Source organism: Nonomuraea pusilla (genome assembly GCF_900109355.1).
Classification (GTDB): domain Bacteria; phylum Actinomycetota; class Actinomycetes; order Streptosporangiales; family Streptosporangiaceae; genus Nonomuraea; species Nonomuraea pusilla.
In genome coordinates this window covers 171,981-194,683 of the sequence record NZ_FOBF01000005.1, presented here as the reverse complement: position 1 = coordinate 194,683, position 22,703 = coordinate 171,981, and the positions used below count along the sequence as shown (strand labels likewise).

Sequence of the window (22,703 nt, the reverse complement as noted above, 5' to 3'; positions counted from 1 at the left end):
GCCGTGTCACGCGCTGATGCGGACGTGCAGCGGCTCGGTGGTGGACTTGCCCGACGGCACGGTGACGCTGATCCTGACCCACTCCCCCGGCGGCACCTGGGTCCAGTCGAACGGCACCCAAGCCGTCACCATCCCCTCGGGGACGTCCTCGAAGGGGTTCTGGTCGAGCCAGCCGACGGCCGCGACGTCGAGGTCCTTCCTGCCGCCGGTCCACTCGACGACGACGGTCGCGCCGGTGAAGTTGTAGCCGCGTACCTCGACGCCGTCCTGGATGTCGCGGCCGCGCCTGATGGCGTCGACGGCGACGGGCCGCTGCCAGTCCGACATGATCTCCGACTCCAGCGACGGCTCGCCGCACGTCATGAAGTCGCTCCACATGTACGAGACGATCTTCTGCACGTACCGTCCGGCCATGGTGACGGCCTGGTCGAGGCGTTTCTTGTCGGTCTTGCCCCTGGTGCCCTGCGGGGCGCACGGCCGGTCGCCCGACGGCTCGAACGCCTCGACGTTGGCCCACAGGTCCACCTGGTGGCCCGCCTGGAGCATCTCCTCGCGGGCGGCGGCCATCTCCCTGTAGTAGTCGCGGGTGGAGCCGTGGTAGGCGGTGCCGTACGTCGCCTCGCCGACGACGGGCCGCAGCCGCTCGTCCACCTCGCTGTCGCGCTCGTCGGGCCAGAACAGGCCGACCTTGCCGGTGCCGCGGCTGTCCTGCGGCGCGATGATGCCCACCCCGGTCCGTACGAGCGCCTTGAAGCCCTCGGCCACCTGCTTGGGCGTCTGCCCGAACGCGACCCGCTTGCGCGCGTCGAGGTAGGGGCTGATGAGGATGGGCTTGCCCGGCAGCTCCTGCTCGACGACGGTGTGCTGGTCGGCGTACACCTGCAGGGTGGGGTTCGAGGCGAGCGTGTCGGCCATCTGCACCTCGAACGGCTGGTAGACGCCGCCGAGGGAGGCCCGGCCCGCGAAGCGCTGTCCGTAGTCCTGCAGGATGCGCCTGGTCAGGGTGGTGAGGGTGCCGATGTGCTTGACGTTGGCCCTGGTGGGCACGTCGGGGTCGCGGGGGGCGAGCGGCAGGGCGGGGAAGATCCGCATGCCGAACTGGTCGCCCAGGTTGAGCAGCTCGGTCAGGCTGTCGGTGGCGGACCCGGCGACCAGGATCAGGTCGTACGAGGTCGCCTTCTGGGTGAAGTCGCAGGTGGAGTCGTCGGAGCCGTCGGGCGGGGCGAGCAGGCGGAAGTAGACCCGCTTGCCTGCCTTGATGGCGCGCTCCATGCCGGGGCAGCGGAAGATCCCGTTCCCGAAGGACTCGTCGGTCCTGTACACGTACGTACGGCCGATCCGGTTGCCCTCGTTGGCCTGCCTCAGGTCGCGCTCGGCGGCGTCGTGGCAGCTCAGGCCGTCTTCCACGCAGTCCTTGTAGAGCGGGTCGAGCGTGCCGTCCTTGGCCTTGACCTCGCCCGTGCCCGAGTCGACCGAGCGGAACTGCAGGCCGTAGCCGATCCTGATGATCGTGTCGCCGCCGACGGTGTGGATCTCCTCCAGCTGGTGCCGCCAGGTGCAGGGGTTCGACCTCGGGGTGATCCAGTAGCCGGTCACCGCGTACGGCGCCTGCTCCTTCGTCTCGAACGTGCCGCAGGGGTCGGTGAACTCGCTCACCTTGGGTGTGGGCGCCCCGCTCGGCGCCTTGGACGAGGCCGTGGGCCTGGGCGGCTCCTGGGAGGACGAGGGAAGGACGATGATCACCGCCGCGACGGCGGTCAGGATGGCTGCGCCCAGGAGCACGAAGAGCCAGCGCACGTTCAGGAACCTACCGCCCTCGTGATCTGCCGGATGTAAACGCCTGCCGCGCGACTATCGGGTGACCCCGGCCCACGCCTCCAGCTGGGCCACGAACCGCTTCGCGGAGTTGGGCCAGTGGTGGTTGGCGCGGGCGGCGGCGTAGCCGCGGGCGCCCTGGGCTCGCCGCTCGGCGACGTCGTCCCGCAGGGTCAGCACCGCCTTGGCGACGGCCTTGGGGTCTTCCCACGGCACGACGACGCCGCTGTCGTAGCGCTCGACCAGCTCGACCGCCCGCGGTGACGGCGTGGTGATGACCGGGATGCCGTGCGCCATGTACTCCACGATCTTCGTGGGCATGGAGTGCCGGTAGTTCGGCTCGTCACGCAGCAGCGACAGCCCGGCCAGCGCGCCGTCGAGCCGCTTGAGCGCCTCGTCGTTCGGCATGAAGTCGCGCCACTCCAGCAGGCCCTCCGTGACGGCCTCGTCGAGCGCGGGACGGCTCTGCGGGTCGGCGTAGCCGATCAGCTCGACCGCCACCCGGTACGGCTGGAGCAACTTGGCCACCTCGATGGCCTCGGCCACCCCTCGGGCCCTCGACAGCCAGCCGAGGTACACCACGCGGTCGTCGCCTGGCGGCGTGACCGTGTCGGGCACCCACGTCTCGTTCGGGACGATGAGGTGCGAGTGCTTGAACCTGCCCGCGTAGGCCGTCTCGGCCAGCAGCAGGTGCAGGTGGCGCTCGGCGGTGCTCTCCAGCAGCCGGGCGAGGAACCGCGCCGGCGGGCGCAGGAGCGACGGCAGCCACGGCTTGAGCGACAGCGTGGCGGGCGTGTCCTCGTGGACGTCCCACACGACCGGCGGCCGGCCGCGCACGCCCCACACCGCGAACAGGAGTTCGGGGTCGTGGATCAGCGCGATGTCGACCTTGTCACGCATGCGCTTGAACAGCCGGCGGGCGGCCCACACCGCCGCGATCCGCTTGCGCTGCGCCGCCCTCGGCAGATCGACCCCCGTGACCCACGGCCTGGGGACGACGCCGTGCGCGGTGTAGGAGGCGGCATACGTGACCTCATGACCGGCATCCACGAGAGCGCGGATCTGCCGATGCAGGATTCTCGCGTCCTCGGGGTTATGCACCACCGTCATGACGAGCACGTGCACTGCGCGCAGCCCTCCGTCGCTACAGCCGCTCGACGCGTTCACCCTCGGCGAGAACGCCGCGGGTGTCCAGCACGAGCTTGGCCTTCGCCTCGACCATGTCGAGGTCGAACGCGGCGTGCTGCTGCAGCAGCAGCGTCACGTCGGCGTCGACCACGGCCTCGGCCAGATCTTCCTCACGCGGCACCGGGGTGCCGTCGACCTGCCACTCCTTGACGTACGGGTCGGCGAACGAGAGATCGGCGCCCAGCTCCAGCAGCGCACGCGCGACAGGGAGTGCGGGGGTTTCACGTTCGTCGGCGATGTCAGGTTTGTAGGTGACGCCGAGCATAACCACTTTGGCGCCGTTCACGGGCTTCTTGTGCCGATTCAGCAGTCGCTGGACGCGGGCGACCACGTACGAGGGCATGCGCTCGTTGATCTCCTGCGCCAGCTCCACGAACCGGAACGGGTAGCCGAGCTTGCGCACGGTGTACGACAGGTACGACGGGTCGACCGGGATGCAGTGGCCGCCGACGCCGGGGCCCGGCAGGAACTTCTGGAAGCCGAACGGCTTGGTGGCCGCGGCCTCGATCGACTCCCACAGGTTGATGCCCAGCTCGTCGCAGAAGATCGCCATCTCGTTGACGAGGGCGATGTTGACGTGCCTGTAGGTGTTCTCCAGCAGCTTGGCCATCTCGGCCTCGCGGGTGCCGCTGACCGGCACGACCTGCTCGATGAAGCCGCCGTAGAAGGCGGCGGCGCGGTCGCGGCAGGTGGGGGTGTAGCCGCCGACGACCTTCGGGGTGTTGCGCAGGCCGAACTTGGCGTTGCCCGGGTCGATGCGCTCGGGCGAGAAGGCGAGGTGGAAGTCCTCGCCCGCGACCAGCCCCGAGGTCTCCAGCAGCGGCTTGACGAGCTCGTCGGTGGTGCCGGGCCAGGTGGTGGACTCCAGCACGACGAGCGTGCCCTTGGTCAGGTTGCGCGCGACGGCCTTGGTGGCGCCCTCGACGGCGGACAGGTCGGGACGGTGGTCCTCGTCCAGCGGCGTCGGCACGCAGATGACGATCGTGTTGCTCGTGGCCAGCACGGACTCGTCGAGCGTCGCGCTGAAGCCGTTGGCCAGCATGTGCTCGAGGTCGGCGTCGGTCAGGTCATCGATGTAGGACTGCCCGGCGTTGAGCGCGTCCACCTTGCGGGGGTCGACGTCCACGCCGACGACCTGCAGGCCGGCGGCCACCGCTTCCTTGGCGAGCGGCATGCCGACGTAGCCCAGGCCGATGACAGCCAGGTCGATTTCTGTCACAGCTGTGCCTTAAGGAGCCGGAAACAACACTTCATGGAGGCAAAGGTTATCTCAAGTCCACCTAGCTCACGCCTAATGCGACCGAACCCGTCAGAACAGACAGCCAACATGGAGGTCATCATTGTGCAAGAGATCGGTAAAGAGCTTGATATGTCTCGGCGACCCGGCTCCACGTACGCTTCGCCGCGACTTCCGCGCGCCCGGCCTCGCCCATCTCCGCACGCCGGGCGGGGTCCTCGCGCAGCCCCGCGATCGCCTTGGCCAGCTCGGCGGGATCGCCGGCAGGCACCAGCAGACCGGCGCCGTCCGACCCCACGAGCTCCGAGAGAGCCGGCAGATCGCTGAGCACGACCGGCTTGCCGAGCGCCATCGCCTCGACCGGTTTCAATGGCGTAACAAGTCGGCAGACGCGGAGATCCTCACGCGGGCAGGCGAAGATGTCGATCGCGTCCTGCGCCTGCAGCGCCTCGTCGGGGCCGACCCGGCCCGGCAGGATCGCGTCCGTGAGCCGCAGCTCGTCCACCAGCGCCAGCAGGTTGTCTCGCTCGGTGCCGTCGCCGACGATCAGCACCCGCACCGGGGCGCCCTGGTCGCGCAGCAGCGCGGCGGCCCGCAGCAGGGTCGCGAACCCCTCGTAGGCCACGATGCTCGACACCGACCCGACCACGATCTCGCCCGGCTCGATGCCGTACGCGCTCCTGAACGACGCGCCGTCGTACTCCGCGGTCAGCAGGGAGTCGTCCACGGCGTTCGGCGCCAGGTGGATCCGCTCCCTGGGCACGCCGCGCTCGACGATCTCCACGGCCATCGTCTCGGCCAGCGTGACGACCGCGTCGGCCTCACGCATGAGGAACGCCTCACGCTCGCGCTGCAGCAGGTGGCGCTGGCTGCCCACCCTGATGGGGTCGCGCGAGGCCCACGTCTCCTCCAGGAAGCCGCGCACCTCGTAGACGAACGGCGTGCCCGTCCTGTCGCGCACCGCGTGCGCCACCGAGCCGTTGCGGTGGTCGGTGGCCGCGTGCAGCACCTGCGGGCGCAGCTCGGCGACCAGCCTGGTGACCTCGTCGGCCCCCTTGACCATGCGCCCGCGCATCTCGAACGGCATCTCGCCGCGCCCGTCGGGCAGCAGCCGGTGGTGCGGGATGCCGTCGATCTCCTCGTACGGCTCGGCGTCGGCGTGGCCCTGCAGCATCGGCCAGCCCCAGCTCGTGACCACGTGCGGGTCGAGCCCGGCGGCCTTCTGCGACGTCACGATGCGGTGGGTGCGCACGGTGTAGCCGGCCTGCGTGTACGGCAGGGCGTTGGTGACCAGGTGCAGCACCCGGCCCTCGACCCTGTCGGTCACGGCGACCTTCGGGCCGGGTGGGATCGGGTCGGGGCTGATCGCGGCCAGCTCACCCCGGTAGTAGGCGGCCCTGCGCTTGACGAACGGGTACTTGGTGTGGGCGTCCAGCACCTCGGCGGCCTCGCTGACGCGACCGGCGTCCCAGTGGGCCTTGGCCTCGTTCCAGGGGGCGCGGATCACGCGCATGCCGAACTTGCGCACCATGCGCCGCGCCCTGCGGGCCGCCGGCCAGGCGAAGCGGCCGACGACCGGTCGCAGGCGGGGCGGCAGCGCGTCGGCCGCGGCCTGCGCCACGCGGACGGGGTCGGACTTGACCTTCGTCACGACGACCCTGGTGACGATGATCGGGTGCTGGGCGAACCCCTTGAGAAGCCCGCCGACGCCGGCTCTGGCGGATTTCGCGGAAACCCTTCCGGAGGCCGGAGTGCCCCGCGAGACAGCACCTCGGGAGACATTGGGGGAGTCTTGACGACTGGCGTCGGATGCCACGTGGGGACCGTACCATAGGCAACGTTTTTTCCCTTCCGCTCCGAAAGGCGAGGTCAATGAGGGAGAACCCCCTGGTCCTGCACGTTCTGGGTGCCCGCCCCAATTTCGTGAAAGCGGCCCCGGTGGTGCGGGCACTCGGCGAACTCGGCGTGCGGCAGGGCATCATCCACACCGGTCAGCACTACGACGCGCTGATGTCGGACGTCTTCTTCGCCGACCTCGGCCTGCCCGAGCCGCTCGCGAACCTCGGGGTCGGCTCCGGCAGCCACGCCAGGCAGACGGCCGCCCTGCTCGTGGGCCTGGAGGAGGTCGTCCTCGCCCAGAACCCCGACCTCGTGGTGGTCTACGGCGACGTCAACTCCACGCTGGCCGCGATCCTCGTGTGCGCCAAGCTCGGGGTGCCCACCGCGCACGTCGAGGCGGGCCTGCGCTCCTTCGACCGCGGCATGCCGGAGGAGGTCAACAGGATCGTCACCGACTCGCTGTCCGACCTGCTCTTCGCCACCTCCCCTGACGCGCTCTCGCACCTCGCCGCCGAGGGCGTGCCCGCCGGCAAGGTGCACCTGGTCGGCAACCCCATGATCGACAGCCTCTTCGCCGCCCTGCCGTCGCTGGACCCGGCCCCGGTGGCCGAGCGGCTCGGCCTGACGGGGAGGTACGCCGTCGCCACCCTGCACCGCCCCGCCAACGTGGACTCCCCCGAGGCGGCCAAGGAGCTGGTGGACGCGGTGCTGGAGGTGTCGCGCCTGGTCCCGGTCGTCGTGCCGATCCACCCGCGCGGACGTACCAGGCTGGCCGAGGCGGGCCTCGTGGACGGCCCGACCGTGAAGGTCGTCGACCCGCTCGGCTATGTGGACTTCCTCTCACTCGTCCGCGGGGCCGCGCTCGTCGTCACCGACTCGGGCGGCGTCCAGGAGGAGACGACCATGCTGGGCGTCCCGTGCCTGACGGTGCGGCCCAACACCGAGCGGCCGATCACGGTCACCCACGGCACGAACCGCCTGGTCACGCCCGCCCTGCTGCCCGCCGCGGCGGAGAAGGCGCTGGCGGACGGCGCGGCCACGCCCGCGGGCGAGCTGCCCGTGCTCTGGGACGGCGAGGCCGGCCCGAGGATCGCCCGCGTGATCGCGGCCTGGCTGAAGGGGGACAACCTGTCGCCCGCCTCGCAGGGCCGGCGCGCCGAATAGCCCCCCATACGGGGTGACTCCCGGCGTAACATGACATTCCTCCGCGATGCGATAGGCGAGTACCCCATGGCCGAAACCCCAGAAGAGCCCACGTTCCAGCGGCTCGGGCCCGTCAACTGGCTGCCCGAGGAGCGCAAGGTCGTCGAGCGCTACGAGGCCGAGATCAGGGAGCTGCGGCGGCGGCTGGAGATCGCCGAGGCCAAGGCCGCGTACGCCGCCTGGAAGCTGGAGGCCACCCAGGCGAAGCGGACGTTCAAGCTGGGCGAGGCCCTGGGCTCCAAGAACCCGGGGAAGATCGTCGAGGCCGTGCGGTCGAAGGACCGCGCCCCGAAGCCGCCCGCGCCGGTCACCGAGGTGGCCGAGACCGCCGCCCACCGCCCGCCGCCCGTCGAGATCCCGCCGGTGAAGTGGCCGCTCGGCCCGGTCAACCGGCCCGACCTCAAGGTCGCCGTCATCCTCGACGACTTCTCCAGGATGGCCTTCCGCTACGAGTGGGACCAGATCGAGTTCGGGCTCAAGGACTGGCCAGAGATCTTCGCGGAGAAGCGTCCCGACCTGCTGTTCTGCGAGTCGGCCTGGCACGGCAACCAGGGCCGCTGGCGCTACCAGATGACCGGCACCAACGCCCCCAAGGAGCCGCTGCGCGAGCTGGTCGCCTGGTGCCGGCAGGAGGGCATCCCCACGGTCTTCTGGAACAAGGAGGACCCGCCCAACTTCGACTTCTTCATCGACACCGCCAAGCTGTTCGACTACGTGTTCACGTGCGACGGCGACATGGTGCCGAAATATCGGGAAACTCTGGGCCACGACCGGGTGGACGTCCTCCAGTTCGCCGCCCAGCCGCGCGTGCACAACCCCATCCAGCAGAAGCAGGGCCGCCTGCACGACGTCGTGTTCGGCGGGATGTACTTCCGCGACAAGCACCCCGAGCGCCGCGAGCAGATGGAAGTCGTGCTCGACCCGGTGCGCGAGCTGGGCCTGCACATCTTCGCCCGCAACGGCGAGGTGGACGAGAAGTACGCCTGGCCCGCCAAGTACCGGCCGCACATCGTCGGCGAGCTGCCCTACGACCAGATGCTCGCCGCGTACCGGATGTACAAGGTGTTCCTCAACGTCAACTCGGTGCTGGACTCGCCCACCATGTGCGCGCGCCGGGTCTTCGAGCTGTCGGCCTGCGCCACGCCCGTCGTGTCCGGCTGGTCACGGGCCATCGAGGAGACGTTCGGCGACCTCGTCCCGATCGCGCGCGAACCGGTCGAGTCGTACAACCAGGTGCTGCACCTGATCAACAGCCCCGAGCTGCGGGCCCGCACCGGCCACCTCGCCATGCGGGAGGTGTTCGACAAGCACCTGTTCTCCCACCGCGTGGACCAGATCCTGCGCCTCCTCGGCAGGCCGGTGCAGCCGCGCTCCCGCTCGATCTCCGTGGTGCTGCCCACCAACCGCGCCTCCCAGATCGAGCACGCGATCTCCTCCGTCGCCCGGCAGATCCACCGGCCGCTCCAGCTCGTCATGGTCCTGCACGGCCTCGACATCGACCCCGTCGTCGTCGCCGACAAGGCGCGCATGGCCGGCATCACCGACGTCGTCGTGCTGCCCGCCGACGCAGAGCTGTCGCTCGGCGCCTGCATGAACCTCGGCATCGCCGCCGCCGAGGGCGAGCTCATCGCCAAGATGGACGACGACAACCTCTACGGCGACCACTACCTGTCGGACCTCGTGCGGGCCTTCGACTACTCCGACGCCGAACTGGTCGGCAAGGGCGCCCACTACGCCTACTTCGAGGGGATCAACACCACGATGCTGCGGCTGCCCGGCCTGGAGCACCGCTACTCCTGGCTCGTGCAGGGCGGCACGTTCCTCGGCAAGGCCGGGATGTTCCGCGAGTACCCGTTCGCCGACATCACCCGGGGCGAGGACACCCACCTGGTCAGGCGGCTGAAGGAGGACAGGGTCAAGATCTACTCGGCCGACCGCTTCAACTTCGTCTACTGGCGCAGCGCCGACGCCTCCATGCACACCTGGCAGGCCGACCACATCAAGCTGACGAGGAACGCGCAGTTCTCCTTCGTCGGCCGCCCGGACGACCACGTCCTCATCTGATCGGGTAGTCCTTGAGCGTGATCGCGTCGGCCGCCTTCGTGGTGAGGCGGTCGAGGTAGCCCATGAACATCGGCCGGGTGAGCACCTTGTGCGCGGCATCTCGCATGCGGATGCCCCTGGCCGTCCGCGGCGCGAAGAACGACCCGGCGTTGCCCGCCAAGCGCTGGCACGCCTTCGCGTACGGCGCGATCACCTCCTGGTAGCGGGCGAAGGCGGTGACGTGGTCGCCCCCGGCCGCCGCGAGCTCCCCGGCCAGGACGTACGCGGCGATCAGCGACATGCCGGCGCCCATGCCGCCCATCGTGGCGCCGTACCCGGCGTCGCCGACGAGCGCGAACCGGCCCCTCGTGAACGCGTCCATGCGGACCATGCCGATCTGGTCGAAGTAGAACGAGGACGCGTCGTCCAGCGCCGCCAGCACCTTCGGGACCTCCCACCCCATGCCGCGCAGCGCGTCGGCGACGATGCGCCGCTGCCGGCCGGTGTCGCGGCGGTGGTAGTCGAGCGGGCCTGGGTGGAACACGCACAGCGCGGAGTCGGCGCTCAACGCCACCCCCCTGCCGGGCTCGCTGTAGAGCAGCGACTCGTTGCCCAGCGCGAGGAGGTCGGGGACGGAGAACAGCGCGACGTGGTAGCCGGACGGGCGGATGTGGCGCTCTTCGGGGCCGAACGCCAGCCGGCGCACGCCGCTGTGCAGGCCGTCGGCGCCGACCACCAGGTCGAAGGTTCGCCTGGCGCCGCCGTCGAAGGCGACGTCCACGCCGCCGGCCGTCTCCGTCATCGAGGCGATCGCGTCGCCGAAGACGTACTCGGCGGCGTCCTTGGACATGTCGTACAGCAGGCGGCTCAGGTCGCCGCGGGCGATCTCCACCTGCCCGCCCGTGAAGGAGGCGGGCAGGCTGACCCGCCTGGCCCCGTCGCGGCCGATCAGGTGCAGCGGCCCCGGGTCGGTCCGCCAGCGGCGGATCTCCTCCAGGACGCCCATCCTGCGCAGCATGGTGAGGTGGGCCTCGCCACGGAAGTCGACGTTCTGGCCGCCCTCGCGCAGCGCGGGGGCGCGCTCCACGACCGTGACCCGGTGGCCCGTGCGGGCCAGCCAGTACGCCAGGGCGGGGCCGGCCAGGCCGGCGCCGGAGATCAGGACGCTCTTGCTCATCGGGACTCCTCGTCGTCGGGGTTCGACGGCTTCGAGCCTCGTGGAGCTCGCTGACCGGGTGCGCACCGGCCGCGCACCGGCCGGGCGCTATCTGGTGACCCGCGCGAGGTTCTGGTCGGCCATGCGGCCGAGCTCGTACAGGCCTCTCGGCTTCAACTTCTTGCCGACGAGGATCATGGTGGTGATGAGGTCGCCGCGGCGGATGGCGACGGTGCCGACCTGCGCGTCGTCGCCCTTGCCCCGCATGGCGGTGGTGATGTAGGCGCGCGACTGGTCGCCGTGCTTCGGCATGTCGAGCGCCTTCGTGCGGTAGGTGACCCTGGTGCCGTCGACCTCGGCCTGGTAGGAGGCGCACTGCTTGGGCAGCGGCGCGGGGAACGCGTCGGGCGTCGCCGAGACCACGGCCTGCGTGAGCGAGCCGCCCTCGGTGGCGAAGGAGATGACGGCGGCCGGGGCCTGGGCGAGCTTGGTGGCGTCGAGCTGGGTGGCCGCTCCGCACTCGGGCCGCTCCAGCTTGGACTGGCGGATGGCGGCGAGCCCCTGCTGGGTGGACTTCAGGCCGCCGAAGACGCCGGTCTCGGGCCCGTACGTGACGCGCATGCCCTTGGGCGCGGGCAGCAGGGCCGCGCGCAGCTTGGCGGCCTCGGCGGGCGCGACGGCGGCGGCGGTGGCGCCCGTGGCGGCGTCCTGCTTCGCCGGGGCCTCGGCGGCCTGGCCGGACGCGCATCCGGCGACGGCCAGCATCGTGAGGCATATCCCGGAGATGGCCTTATGCATACGTTCTCCATTTCACTCGTGCGGCTTTGACAAAAAGCTAGAGGAAACGGCAGGCGGCGAGCCGGGCAACGTCGCTATTCACGGGATTCGGCGAACACAGGAAGTATTTTCAATTTTGCGCCCTTTGTGGATGCTTCCTGCCCGGGTGCCGTGCCAGCGGGCCGCAGCAGCCGTCCACTGCCCGGCCCGGCCTTTCCCGCCAGGGACGACCCGAAGAGGCATTCACCGACAACAGGCACCGCAAAATGTTTCTCCAAGCGCTGCGCGGCATGACTGCGGCTTTTGGCCGGACTCTGATGATCGCCGCATGAGCCACTGGAATCCGCGTGACCTCGGGATGGACCGCCGCATTTCCCGCCGCGACTTCTTCGACGGCGTGGCTGTCGCCGCGGTGGCGGGCTCGCTGCTCGGCCCCGGCTCCTCCGGGCGGAACCCCGCCGGCGCGGCCCCCACCGCCCCCACGGCTCCCGTGGCGGTCACCGGCGGGCCGTGCGCCGCGCCGCTCGGCGACACCGCGCAGGCGCTCAGCGTGCCCCACGCCCTGCGCGACGGCCGGTTCTGGGAGTACGCGGGCCGGCCCGAGGACACCGGCGAGCGCTACGACCTCGTCGTGGTCGGCGGCGGCCTGAGCGGGATGAGCGCGGCGTTCGCGTGGCTGCGCGCCGAGCCCGGCGCGCGCGTCCTCGTCCTCGACGCCCACGACGAGCTCAAGACCCCCTCACCCGACGCGGCCGGCCGCGGCTCCGCGCTGCTCGACCCGCCCTCCGCGTGGACGCACGAGGGCAGGGCGCTGCTCGACGACCTCGGCGTCGGGCTGGAACGGGCGGCGCCCGCCTCCCGCCAGGCCGACAGCGTGATGTGCGACCGCGAGACCTTCCCCGTGGAGACCCTGGTCAAGCTCACCCCCGGCCTGCCCGCCGAACGGCTGGCCGCCCGGCTGCCCGTCGCCGACGCGGCCAGGCGCGACCTGGTCATGCTGTGCGAGAACCCGCCCGACTGGTTCCCCGGCCTGCCCGCGCGGGAGAAGCAGGAGCGGCTGGCCGGGCTGACGTACTCGGACTTCCTGCTGCGGGTCTGCCGCGTGCACCCGGACGTCGAACGGTTCCTGCGCACCCTGCCGAACGCCAGGTGGGGGTGCAGCACCAGGTGCCTCGGCGCGATCGACGCCTGGGCCTCGCGCGGCTACCCCGGCTTCCAGGGGCTGGGGCTCGACAGGTCCGAGCCGTCCAGGTTCAACTCGCCCACCGTGGAGCGGGAGTGGAACCGTGAGCTGTACCGCGTGCGCGGCGGCGAGGAATCCCTCGTCCGCGCGATGACCCGCGCCGTGGCCGGCGGCGGCGGCCCAGGCCGGACGGGGCACCAGGTGCGGCTGCGGCCGTCCAGCCCCGTGGTCTCGGTGCGCAACGACGGCGACCCGGGGTCGGCGTCGTCGGCCACCGTGGCGTACTTCGACGGCCACCGGGTGCTGGCGGTGGGCGCGGGCTCGGTGATCCTCGCCTGCCAGGGCGCGATGGTGCCGTACCTGGTGCCGGAGCTGCCGGAGCGGCGGCGGGAGGCGCTGCGGCGCGCGGTGCGGCTGCCCCTGCTCGACGCCGCCGTACGGGTCCGCGACCGGGGGGCCTGGCGGCGGCTCGGCGTGTCCAGGACGCGCTGGACGGGGGCGTACTGGTGCGTGACCGAGCTGGAGGACGGCGGCCCTGAGAACGGCGGCGCCGAGGACGGCGGCGGGCCGGGCGTCGTCAGGCTGCTGGCCACCCCGTGCCGCTCCGAGCTGGGGCCCGACGAGGGCGCGGCGGCGGGCAGGCGGGCGCTGCTGCGCACGCCGTACGCGCACATGGAGTTCACCGTGCGTGAGCAGCTCGCCCGGCTGCTCGGGCCCGCCGGGTTCGACCCGGCCAGGGACATCGAGTCGATCGCCGTGCACCGCTGGGGGCACGGGCGGGCGCCGGAGTACCGCAGGCCGTGGCACTCCTTCGCCCCCGACGGGCCGTTCCCGTCGGACGCGGCGCCCGGGAGGTTCGGCAGGATCGCGGTGGCGGGCTCGGACGCGGTGCCGTGGACGGGCCCGGAGGCGGCCGTCACGGCCGCGCTGCGCGCCGTCGAGGAGCTGAGGCGCTGAGGCGCTGGGGCGCTCGGGCTTGGTGCCGTCGAGGAGCTGAGGCGCTGAGGCGTCCTTGGGGAGGTTCTTGGGGGTTGCCCCAATAGTCACGGTAATGAACCCGTTCCTCCCACTGCGCCGGATGCATAATCGGTGCTAGTCTCCTGTGCGATCTTCCGGAGGTGTGTTTACACGAGGCGTGGAAATGCCCCTCGATTCGAGGTTGGGACATGGGCTCGCGAAACCGGTCTATTCGGTTCAAGATCTTCTTATTGCTGCTGCTACCCCTCCTGTCTCTCAGCGCGCTCTGGGGCTTCGTCCTCAACCTCACGATGGGTGACGGCCAGTCGCTCCTGCGGGCCGGCACCCTCTACCGCACCATCGGCGTCACCTCGGCCGACCTGGGCTTACAGCTCCAGGCCGAGCGCCTGCGCACCGCCGAGACGCTCACCACCCGTGAGCCGACCGACGACCTCGCCGCCCAGCGCGGCCGCACCGACAAGTCCCTCGCCGCCTTCCGGCAGGCCGTCACCGAGGCCGGCGGCGCCGTCAACCCCGAACTGCGCGCCGCGCTCGACGTCCTCCTCACCGAGCTCGGCCGCCTCGCCTCCGTCCGCGAGGGCGTCGACGGCGGCATCGACTCCCGCCTGGCCGGCCTGACCGAGTACAACCGCCTCCTCGACGCGCTCTTCACGCTCTACGACCATCTCGTCCCCGTGTCGGACCTGACGATCTACCAGCAGGCCGGCTCGCTGCAGGCCATGGCCGACGCCCGCGAGGCCATCTCCAGGGAGCACGCCCTCGTCGCCGGCGCCCTCATAGACCACCACCTCACCGAGCCCGAGACCGCCGCCTTCACCGAGTACGCCGCCTCCAGGAGGTTCCTGCACGCCCGCGGCCTCGCCGGCCTCGACGTGGAGCTGCGCCGGCCGTACGAGCAGGTGTTCGCCGGCGAGCCGTTCCTGACGTTCGCCACCATGGAGGCCAGGATCGTCAAGACCGGCGCGCCGCCCGCCGACGCCGAGGCGTGGCGGTCCGCCGTCGACCGGCTCAGCGGCGAGCTGGACCGGCTCGGCACCGCGTCCTCGCAGGTCGTCGCCGACCGCGCCTCCAGCGCCGCCACCGTCGTCATCGTCAAGATCGCGCTGGCCGGGGGTCTCGGCCTCGTCGCGGTTCTCGCCTCGATCATCATCTCGGTACGCTTCGGTCGTCGCCTGGCCGGCGAGCTGGCCGCGCTGCGTACCGCGGCGCTGGAGCTGTCGGAACGCCGGCTCCCCGACCTCGTGGAACGGCTGCGCAAGGGCGACGACGTGGACGTGCGTAAGGAGGCCAAGGCGATCAGGGTGAACGGCTCCGCCGAGATCACCGACGTGGCGAGGGCGTTCGGCTCCGTACAGCGCACCGCCGTCAACGCCGCCGTCGGCCAGGCCGCGCTGCGCCGCGGCATCGGCCAGGTGTTCGTCAACCTCTCCCGGCGCAAGCAGGGCCTGCTGCACCGCCAGCTCGCCCTGCTCGACAGCATGCAGCGCCGCACCCACGACCCCGACCGGCTGGAGGAGCTCTTCCGGCTCGACCACCTGACCACCCGCATGCGCAGGCACGCCGAGAGCCTGCTGGTGCTGTCGGGCGCCCCGCCCGCGCGGGCCTGGCGGCGTCCGGTGCCCGTGCTCGACATCGTCAGGGCCGCCGTCGCCGAGGTCGAGGACTACACGAGGATCGACGTCGAGACCGGCCGCCACCTGCCCGCCTCCTCCGTCGACGGCGGCGCCGCCGCCGACCTCACGCACCTCGTCGCCGAACTGCTGGAGAACGCCACCATCTACTCGCCGCCCGACACCAGGGTGCAGGTGCGCGGCGACCTGGTGAGCAACGGCTACGCGATCGAGGTCGAGGACCACGGGCCCGGCATGTCGGCCGCCGAGTACGCGTCGTACAACGCGCTGCTGGCCAGGCCGCCCGAGTTCGACCTGGCCGACAGCGACAGGCTCGGGCTGTTCGTGGTGGCGAGGCTGGCCGAGCGGCACGGCATCCAGGTGCGGCTGCGGCGCTCGCCGTTCGGCGGTACCACGGCCATCGCGCTCCTGCCGAAGGCGCTCCTCGCCGACCAGGCGGCGCCGGAGCGGGGCGAGGGCGACGCGGAGCCGGGGCTGCCGGCCCGTACGAGGAAGAAGCCGCTCGCGGTGGTCAGCGCCGGCACGCACGCCGGGCTGCCCAGGCGGGTGCGGCAGACCGGCAGGGCGGCGCGGGCGGAAGACCGGCCGGCCGAGCCGGACGAGAAGAAGGAACGCTCTCCCGACGAGGTGCGCGACCTGTTCTCCGCCTTCCAGCGGGGAACGGAGCGCGCCCGGGAGGAGGCCAACGATGAGGGGGACGCATGAGTGCGCAGACGACCAACACCGGTGAGCTGAACTGGCTGCTCGACGACCTGGCGACCCGGGTCGCGGCGGTGCGGCAGGCCGTGATCCTGTCCACCGACGGCCTGGCCATCGGGCACTCCAAGGGCCTGACCCGTGAGGACGCCGAGCACCTGTCCGCCGTGGCCTCCGGCTTCCAGAGCCTCGCCCGCGGCACCGGGCGGCACTTCGGCGGCGGCGACGTCCGCCAGACCATCGTGGAGATGGAGAACGCGTTCCTCTTCGTCACCGCGGCCGGCCAGGGCACCTGCCTCGCCGTCATCGCCGAGGCCAACGTGGACGTCGGGCACATCGCCTACGAGATGGCGATGCTGGTCAAGCGTGTCGGCCAGCACATCACCACCAACCCGCGCTCTGGAGCGTCATGAGCGAAACCCCCCAATGGTTCGATGAGGATGCCGGGCCGGTCGTCCGGCCGTATGCTCTGATCCGCGGTCGCACGAGATCGTCCGGTGCGGACATCGATCTCGTCGCGACCGTGCGAGCCGGGGCCGAACCTCCCGGCGAGCTCAGCCCCGAGCAGGCGCTCATCCTGCGGGCGGCGCAGAGCCCGATCTCCCTGGCCGACCTGGCCGTCGAGCTCGACCTGCCCGTGGGCGTCGTCCGGGTGCTGCTCGGTGACATGCGTGACCACGGCCTCATCTCGGTGACGTCGCCCAGAGCGGGACGGTCGCGGACGAATGAGCGCATTCTCAAGGAAGTGATCAATGGACTCCGTGCTCTCTGAGGACCCTGTCGCGCTCAAGATCCTCATCGCCGGGGGTTTCGGCGTGGGCAAGACCACTCTCGTGGGGTCGATCAGCGAGATCAAACCACTGCGCACGGAGGAGGTCCTGTCCGACCGCGGCATCGGCGTCGACGACCTCGACGGCGTCGAGGGCAAGACCACCACGACCGTCGCCATGGACTTCGGCCGCATCACCATCCGTGAGGGCCTCGTCGTCTACCTGTTCGGCACGCCCGGCCAGGAACGGTTCTGGTTCATGTGGGACGAGCTGTCCTACGGCGCGCTCGGAGCCGTCGTCATCGCCGACACCCGGCGGCTGACCGACTGCTTCCCCTCCATCGACTACTTCGAGCAGCGCGGCACGCCGTTCGTCGTGGCCGTCAACTGCTTCGACGGCGCCGAACGCCACAGCATCGAGGACGTCCGCATCGCGCTCGACCTCGACGACGACGTGCCGGTCATGCTGTGCGACGTGCGGCGGCGCTCCTCGGCCAAGGAAGTGATGATCACCCTGGTCGAGCACTCGCTGCGGACGCTCGCCACCGCGGGCTAGCGGGATCGGCGGCCGGGCGCTACAGCGCCCGCAGGCCGTTGATGACCTCGCGGAGCAGGCTCTCCGTCGGCGAGTTGCCCTTCGTGAGAGGCGGGCGCACCGCGACCAGCCCGTGGTCGAGCAGGTCGCCCAGCAGCACGCGGACGACGCCCACCGGCAGGGCCAGCTCCGACGCCGCCTCGGCGACGGGTCTGGCTCTGCCCGACAGGCAGGCGAGGAGCCGGCGGTGCTGCGCGCTCAGCTCCGCCTTCGCCGGCACCGGCAGCCCGGTCAGCGAGACGTTCGCCAGCAGGTCGAGCGAGGGCGAGGAGGGCCTGGTGCGTCCGCGGGCCACCGCGTACGGCCGCACCACCGGCCCCGCCTCCTCGTCGATCCACTCGTGCTCGCGGCTCACGGTCGAGATCCCCCATCCTGGTCGCTGTCCTGCCGCCCGCGCTGCCAGCCCGACTGCAGCGAGGACAGCAGCGCCCTGGCCTCCTCGGGCGACCGTTCCTCAGCCGGCGACTGCGGAGGCGGCGCCTGCTTGAGCCGCTGCGGCAGTCCCGTCTGCCGTTCGCGGCGGGGCAGCCCCTCGCCCTCGTTCAGGGCGGGGGCATCGCGCTTGGACGTGCGGACCCGGCGCGGCAGCATCCCGGGCCCGGTGTGCTCCGTGTGCAGCACCGACACGGTGACCGGCTCGAACTCCAGCGGCTGCGGCTCAGGCGCCATGGGTTCGACCAGCGTGCCCGGCACCAGCACGATCGCCGTGGTGCCCCCGTACGGCGACGGCTTGAGCGTGATCGTGACGCCGTGCCTGGCGGCCAGCATGCCGGCGACGGCGAAGCCCAGCCGCTCGGTCTGCGCCGGGTCGAACTCCGGCGGGCTGGCCAGCCGCGCGTTGATGGAATCGCGCATCTCGTCGGTCATGCCGAGGCCGCGGTCCTCGATCTCGACGGCGAAGCCCCTGCCGACCATCTCGCCGCGTACCGACACCTCGTTGCTCGGCGCCGAGAACTGGGTGGCGTTCTCGATCAGCTCGGCGAACAGGTGCATCAGGTCGGCCACGGCCGCGCCCGACACGCCGCACTCCGGCATCGGGTAGACCCGTACCCGGGTGTACTCCTCGACCTGGGCGGCGGCGCCGTTCAGCACGTCCTCCACCGGGATCGCGCCGCGCCACCTGCGGCCCGCCGAGCCGCCCGACAGCAGCACCAGGCCCTCGGCGTGGCGGCGCATGCGGGTGGTGAGGTGGTCGAGCTTGAACAGGTGCTCCAGCGCCTCGGGGTCCTCGGTCTGGTGCTGCATCTCGTCCAGCAGGCGGAGCTGGCGCTGGAGCAGCGACTGGCTGCGCCTGGCCAGGTTGCGCAGCGCCTCGGCGACGCCGTGGCGGAGCCTGGCCTGCTCCACGGCGGCGTCCACGGCGGTGTGCTGGACGCTGTCGAACGCGGCGGCCAGGTCGGCGACCTCGCTGGTGGCGTTCCTGCCCACCTCGATGGGCGGCGCCTCGGCGGCGATGTCCACGCTCTCGCCCCTGCGCAGCTTCGTCACGACGTCAGGCAGGCGGATCTCGGCGAGGTCGAGCGCGGTGCGGCGCAGCGCCGCGAGCTCCCTGGTGATCCTGCGTCCGACCCGGATGGAGACGACGACGGAGACGACGACCGCGATGAGGCCGAGCGCGCCCGCGACGCCGGCGCGCAGGAGGATCGCGGTGCCGGCGGGCTCCATCCTGGCGAGCAGCTTGGTGCCGGTGCTGCCGATGCCCTTCGTGAGCTCCTGGAGCACCGGGTCGGCGACGCCGCGCCAGAGGTCCACGTCGATCGGCTGGCCGTCGATGTAGCCCTCCAGCAGGTTCTCCATGGTGACGTACCTGGAGGAGTAGGCCAGCTTCTCGAACGGGAAGCGCAGCTCCGTGTCGAAGTTGGCCAGCGCCTTGGGGAACAGGTGGGTGCGGGTGGCGTCGAGCCCGGCCAGCAGGTGCAGGTCCCGCATCGACGCCTTGCCGTCCGTGGCCACGATGAGGGCGTGCTCGCGGCTGAGCAGCTCCCTGGTCTCGTCCGCGGTGATCAGGCCCTGCGCCTGCAACGCCAGCCGGACGTCGGTGCTGACGCTCAACCGGGAGTACAGCAGGTGGATCGACTCGGCGATCGACGCGTACTCCTCGATGAGGGTGGCGGGGGTGAGCCTGCGGGCGTCGACCTTGTGGCGGATCTCCGGCAGCCGCTCGACCGCGGCGAACACCTCCTGGAGCTGGCTCTTCATGTCGGCGTTCAGCACCGACTGCGCGCGCTCGCCGGTGGCGCTCACGGTGAGGATCTTCCTGATCCTGTCGACCTTGGCCCGCGCGTTCGCCAGCGCGGACGGGTCCGCGGCGGTGCCCGCGATCTGCTCGGCCGACGCGAGGCGCTCGTTCTGGAGCTCGGCGACGAGGGCGTCGCTGTTGTTGATGACGTCGGACCAGATGGTCTCGACCTTGAGCAGGTTCATGGCCTCGCCCGACGTCGTGCTCGCCGCGAAGCCCCAGAGCGCGACCAGGGAGATCAGCGGGGTGACGAGCAGCGTCGCAATCTTGAATCGGATGGATCTGCCCGATGCCATGACACCTGCTCCCGCATAGAAGATCGCGGAGAGAATAGCACCGAAACAGCCCGATTTAAGATCAACTAGCGATAAATCTGTGATATGTCGGGAAATTGAGCGCTCGCGTGGCCTTTGGGTTCCACATCAGCCAGGCCAGCCACGCCGCGAGCACCCCCAGCAGAGACAGTTCCGCCACCAGCAGCAGCCGCTCCACCAGCCCGATCAGCACCCGCTGGCCCGGTAGCGCCACGTACGTGATCGCCAGCAGCCCGAAGCCGCACGCCAGCGACACCCACTCCACGGCCCGCGCCACCGGCTTCCACGCCGCGTCCGCCGTCAGCCTCGGCACCAGCAGCGCCCCCATGGCCGGCAGGCTGACGAACGCCGCCACCGACACCCAGCGGTGGATCTGCGCCGCGACGTCCAGATCGCCGCCGAACGGCGTCGTCGGGACCGCCGCCGCCACCAGCAGCGCGACCGACCACACCAGCAGCAGCCGCTCCGGCAGGCCGCGGACCGGCGCCCCCGCCGCCCGCAGCCCCGCCAGCAGCGCCAGCGACCCCAGGCCCAGCACCGCCATCGCGATCTCCGTGACGCCCCCGCGGTCGGCCACGGCGTACTCGCTGACCGTCACCGTCAACGGGTCCAGCTCCGGGTCGGGGCCGAACTGCCCCACCAGCACCGCCACCGCCGCGAACAGGATCGCGAGGCAGGCCGCCACCGGGTAGGCCCTCGCGCGCCGCCCCCGCGGTGACGGGCCGCCGGGCCGGCGCCCCGCGGCGGCGTCAGGCCCCGGCCGGCGGTCGGGGTCGTGGGCCTGGCGGGGCGGGGCGAGCGTGTCAGCGGGCATGCCCCAACTGTCGCGTCAGGGGACGTACCGCCACATCCGGCGACCTCCCTGAGGCGACCCTGACTCTCCCCTGGTTGGCCACCCCGCACACCCTGAGGCCGCCCCCGCCGTCACCACCGTTGCGGCGCCACAGCTCCCCTCAGCCGCCCACCTCCGCCGTGCAGCCATCTCCAGCCGTCCTCCGACGTCCTCCGGGCGTCCTCGGGCGTCCTCCGGGCGTCCTCGGGCGTCCTCGGGCGTCCTCGGGCGTCCTCAGTCGAGGACGTGTGCGGTGGCGCGGGCGTAGCGTTCGCGGATCTCGGGGACGGGCGGCGCTTCGTACACGGCCGTGTCGGCGGCCTGCCAGGCGGGGGACGTGAGGAGCGAGGCGGCCTGGAAGGCGGCGCCGTCGGCGACGTACTCACCGGGCGGCGGCACCGTGACGGGCACCCCGAAGACGGCCGGCGCGATGCGCCGCACCGCCTCGGAACGGGCGGCGCCCCCGATCAGCAGCACCCGCTCAGGCCGCGTGCCGAGGGCGTCGAGCGCGTCGGCGAGGCCGCACAGCATGCCCTCGACCGCCGCGCGGGCCAGGTGCGCGGGGGTGGAGGTGGCCAGGGTGAGGCCGTGGAGCGAGCCGGTCGCCGTGGGCCGGTTCGGGGTGCGCTCCCCCTCCAGGTACGGCACCAGCGTCAGCCCGCCCGCCCCGGGCGGCGCCTGGAGCGCAAGCTCCCCGAGCGCGTCGAGGCCGACCCCGGCCATCCTCGCGGCGGCGTCGAGCACGCGGGCCGCGTTGAGCGTGCAGACGAGCGGCAGGAACCGCCCGGTGGCGTCGGCGAACCCGGCCACCGCGCCGGTGGCGTCGGCGCTCGGCGTGCCCGCCACCGCGAACGCCGTGCCGGACGTGCCCAGCGACACGACGACGTCACCCGGCCCGGCGCCCACGCCGAGCGCGGCCGCCATGTTGTCGCCGGTGCCCGCCGCGATCATGACGGGGCCGCCGGCGTACGCGGCCTCCTCCGGGCCGAGCACGCGGGGCAGCAGCGGCACCGCGCCGAACGCGGCCTTGAGCAGGTCGGCGCGGTACGCGCCGGTGGCGGGCGACCAGTAGCCGGTGCCCGAGGCGTCGCCCCGGTCGGTGGTGAGGCGGTCGAGCGCGGGCGGCGGCGCGTCGTCCCAGGCGGCGCGCGGCCCGGCGGCGAGCGCGCCGGCGAGCCGCCAGGTCAGCCAGTCGTGCGGCAGGCAGACGGCGGCCGTGCGCGCGGCGTTGGCGGGCTCGTGCTCGGCCAGCCAGCGCAGCTTCGTCACCGTGAACGAGGCCACCGGCACGCTGCCCACAGCCTCGGCCCACGCCCGCGGCCCGCCCAGCTCGGCGACCAGCTCGGCGGCGGCGCCGGCCGAGCGGGTGTCGTTCCACAGCAGGGCGTCGCGTACGACGGCGCCCGACTCGTCGAGGCAGACCATGCCGTGCTGCTGCCCCGCGACGCTGACGGCCGCCACGTCGTCGAGCCCGCCGGCCTCGTCGACGGCGCGCAGCAGCGCGGCCCACCAGTGGGACGGATCGACCTCGGTGCCCTCGGGGTGGGCGGCGCGGCCCTGCCGTACCAGCTCGCCGGTGTCCGCGTCGCGGATGACGACCTTGCAACTCTGCGTGGAGGAATCGACCCCAGCGACCAGCGCCACCCGCGAACTCCTAACCTGCTCCACCGAGCCGAGTAGACGGCAGCCATGCTAACCGCCCCCAACGGGCCGAACCAGGACGTCCAGGGCCTGTTCGGCCGCACGACGAAACGCTCCACACCGCCACCCGGCACCGCAGGGCACAGGGATCTCAGGACAGCCGACGGGAGCCGGGCTCCCGGGCGGGGCGGCCGCCTGGCACGACGCACCGCACCCGACCTCAGGGCAGCCGGGGGGAGTCAGGCTCCGGGGCAGGACCGCCGTCCAGCACGGCGCGTCCCACCCGGCCCGCGGGGAAGGCGGGCGAGTGGCAGGGGGCTTGGGGTTACAGGCCCGAGGGGTCGCGGCCCACGCTGATCTCTTCGGCGATCTTGCGGATCTCCGCCACCTCGAGGCCGGGCGCCTTGGGGAGCTGGCGCAACAGGGCGTCCATCACCACGGGCACGGGCTGGCCCGCCAGCCGCCCCGCGATGCCGTGGACCGCCAGGAAAAGGGCCTCTTCGGTGTGGTGCATCCGCGCCTCCTCGCTCGCCCGTACGGGTTCCGGGAGAACGCTACGGTGTCGCC

At 72.0% G+C, this 22,703-nt stretch carries 18 protein-coding genes; 7 read left to right on the top strand and 11 right to left on the bottom strand.

The window, feature by feature from the left end; translation table 11 throughout:
- Positions 1-6: 6 nt before the first annotated feature.
- From BMX74_RS12685 to BMX74_RS12670, 4 genes are all read right to left on the bottom strand, one after another.
- Positions 7-1,797, bottom strand: coding sequence for a DUF4434 domain-containing protein (locus tag BMX74_RS12685; RefSeq protein ID WP_091100387.1), 1,791 nt, complete (start codon positions 1,795-1,797; stop codon positions 7-9).
- Between the two features lie 54 nt (positions 1,798-1,851).
- A complete protein-coding gene (locus BMX74_RS12680) occupies positions 1,852-2,940 on the bottom strand; it encodes a glycosyltransferase (RefSeq protein ID WP_082535114.1) in 1,089 nt (362 codons plus the stop codon).
- Positions 2,941-2,959: 19 nt separating this feature from the next.
- On the bottom strand, positions 2,960-4,222 hold the full coding sequence (locus BMX74_RS12675) for a nucleotide sugar dehydrogenase (protein WP_082535113.1): 1,263 nt from the start codon (positions 4,220-4,222) through the stop codon (positions 2,960-2,962).
- A gap of 118 nt (positions 4,223-4,340) precedes the next feature.
- Positions 4,341-5,891 (bottom strand): glycosyltransferase family 4 protein, encoded by a 1,551-nt coding sequence (locus BMX74_RS12670; protein ID WP_256256920.1) that lies wholly within the window; start codon positions 5,889-5,891, stop codon positions 4,341-4,343.
- Positions 5,892-6,112: 221 nt separating this feature from the next.
- Here BMX74_RS12670 and wecB point away from each other — a divergent pair, with 221 nt between their 5' ends.
- Together wecB and BMX74_RS12660 are read left to right on the top strand one after the other, a co-directional pair.
- On the top strand, positions 6,113-7,243 hold the full coding sequence (gene wecB, locus BMX74_RS12665) for a non-hydrolyzing UDP-N-acetylglucosamine 2-epimerase (RefSeq protein ID WP_055504465.1): 1,131 nt from the start codon (positions 6,113-6,115) through the stop codon (positions 7,241-7,243).
- A 66-nt stretch (positions 7,244-7,309) separates the two neighbouring features.
- The gene (locus tag BMX74_RS12660) at positions 7,310-9,346 is read left to right on the top strand and encodes a glycosyltransferase family protein (protein WP_055504464.1); all 2,037 of its coding nucleotides are present in this window, start codon (positions 7,310-7,312) and stop codon (positions 9,344-9,346) included.
- On the opposite strand, the gene BMX74_RS12655 is transcribed toward BMX74_RS12660, so the two are convergent.
- Together BMX74_RS12655 and BMX74_RS12650 are read right to left on the bottom strand one after the other, a co-directional pair.
- The gene (locus tag BMX74_RS12655) at positions 9,339-10,502 is read right to left on the bottom strand and encodes an FAD-dependent monooxygenase (protein WP_091100382.1); all 1,164 of its coding nucleotides are present in this window, start codon (positions 10,500-10,502) and stop codon (positions 9,339-9,341) included. The genes BMX74_RS12660 and BMX74_RS12655 overlap by 8 nt on opposite strands.
- Before the next feature lie 87 nt (positions 10,503-10,589).
- Positions 10,590-11,279, bottom strand: coding sequence for a hypothetical protein (locus tag BMX74_RS12650; RefSeq protein ID WP_143078634.1), 690 nt, complete (start codon positions 11,277-11,279; stop codon positions 10,590-10,592).
- Between the two features lie 307 nt (positions 11,280-11,586).
- Between BMX74_RS12650 and BMX74_RS12645 the strand changes: the two genes are divergently transcribed.
- The 5 genes from BMX74_RS12645 to BMX74_RS12625 all read left to right on the top strand — a co-directional run bounded on the left by BMX74_RS12645 (position 11,587) and on the right by BMX74_RS12625 (position 17,071).
- Positions 11,587-13,398 (top strand): NAD(P)-binding protein, encoded by a 1,812-nt coding sequence (locus BMX74_RS12645; RefSeq protein ID WP_256256919.1) that lies wholly within the window; start codon positions 11,587-11,589, stop codon positions 13,396-13,398.
- Between the two features lie 251 nt (positions 13,399-13,649).
- Positions 13,650-15,755, top strand: a complete 2,106-nt coding sequence (locus BMX74_RS12640) for a sensor histidine kinase (RefSeq protein WP_177227325.1) — start codon at positions 13,650-13,652, stop codon at positions 15,753-15,755.
- Positions 15,752-16,159, top strand: coding sequence for a roadblock/LC7 domain-containing protein (locus tag BMX74_RS12635; RefSeq protein ID WP_055504459.1), 408 nt, complete (start codon positions 15,752-15,754; stop codon positions 16,157-16,159). The genes BMX74_RS12640 and BMX74_RS12635 overlap by 4 nt, the downstream gene beginning before the upstream one ends.
- A complete protein-coding gene (locus BMX74_RS12630) occupies positions 16,156-16,518 on the top strand; it encodes a DUF742 domain-containing protein (RefSeq protein ID WP_055504458.1) in 363 nt (120 codons plus the stop codon). Before BMX74_RS12635 ends, BMX74_RS12630 begins: the two co-directional genes overlap by 4 nt.
- The gene (locus tag BMX74_RS12625; protein ID WP_091100374.1) at positions 16,499-17,071 is read left to right on the top strand and encodes a GTP-binding protein; all 573 of its coding nucleotides are present in this window, start codon (positions 16,499-16,501) and stop codon (positions 17,069-17,071) included. The genes BMX74_RS12630 and BMX74_RS12625 overlap by 20 nt, the downstream gene beginning before the upstream one ends.
- Before the next feature lie 19 nt (positions 17,072-17,090).
- On the opposite strand, the gene BMX74_RS12620 is transcribed toward BMX74_RS12625, so the two are convergent.
- The 5 genes from BMX74_RS12620 to BMX74_RS12600 all read right to left on the bottom strand — a co-directional run bounded on the left by BMX74_RS12620 (position 17,091) and on the right by BMX74_RS12600 (position 22,650).
- The gene (locus BMX74_RS12620) at positions 17,091-17,465 is read right to left on the bottom strand and encodes a DUF742 domain-containing protein (protein WP_055504456.1); all 375 of its coding nucleotides are present in this window, start codon (positions 17,463-17,465) and stop codon (positions 17,091-17,093) included.
- Positions 17,462-19,645, bottom strand: coding sequence for a sensor histidine kinase (locus BMX74_RS12615; RefSeq protein ID WP_091100372.1), 2,184 nt, complete (start codon positions 19,643-19,645; stop codon positions 17,462-17,464). The genes BMX74_RS12620 and BMX74_RS12615 overlap by 4 nt, the downstream gene beginning before the upstream one ends.
- Before the next feature lie 61 nt (positions 19,646-19,706).
- Positions 19,707-20,477, bottom strand: coding sequence for a DUF998 domain-containing protein (locus BMX74_RS12610; protein WP_091100369.1), 771 nt, complete (start codon positions 20,475-20,477; stop codon positions 19,707-19,709).
- Between the two features lie 252 nt (positions 20,478-20,729).
- The gene (locus BMX74_RS12605) at positions 20,730-22,139 is read right to left on the bottom strand and encodes a xylulokinase (protein ID WP_055504454.1); all 1,410 of its coding nucleotides are present in this window, start codon (positions 22,137-22,139) and stop codon (positions 20,730-20,732) included.
- Between the two features lie 322 nt (positions 22,140-22,461).
- Positions 22,462-22,650 (bottom strand): hypothetical protein, encoded by a 189-nt coding sequence (locus BMX74_RS12600; protein WP_055504453.1) that lies wholly within the window; start codon positions 22,648-22,650, stop codon positions 22,462-22,464.
- Positions 22,651-22,703 lie beyond the last annotated feature (53 nt).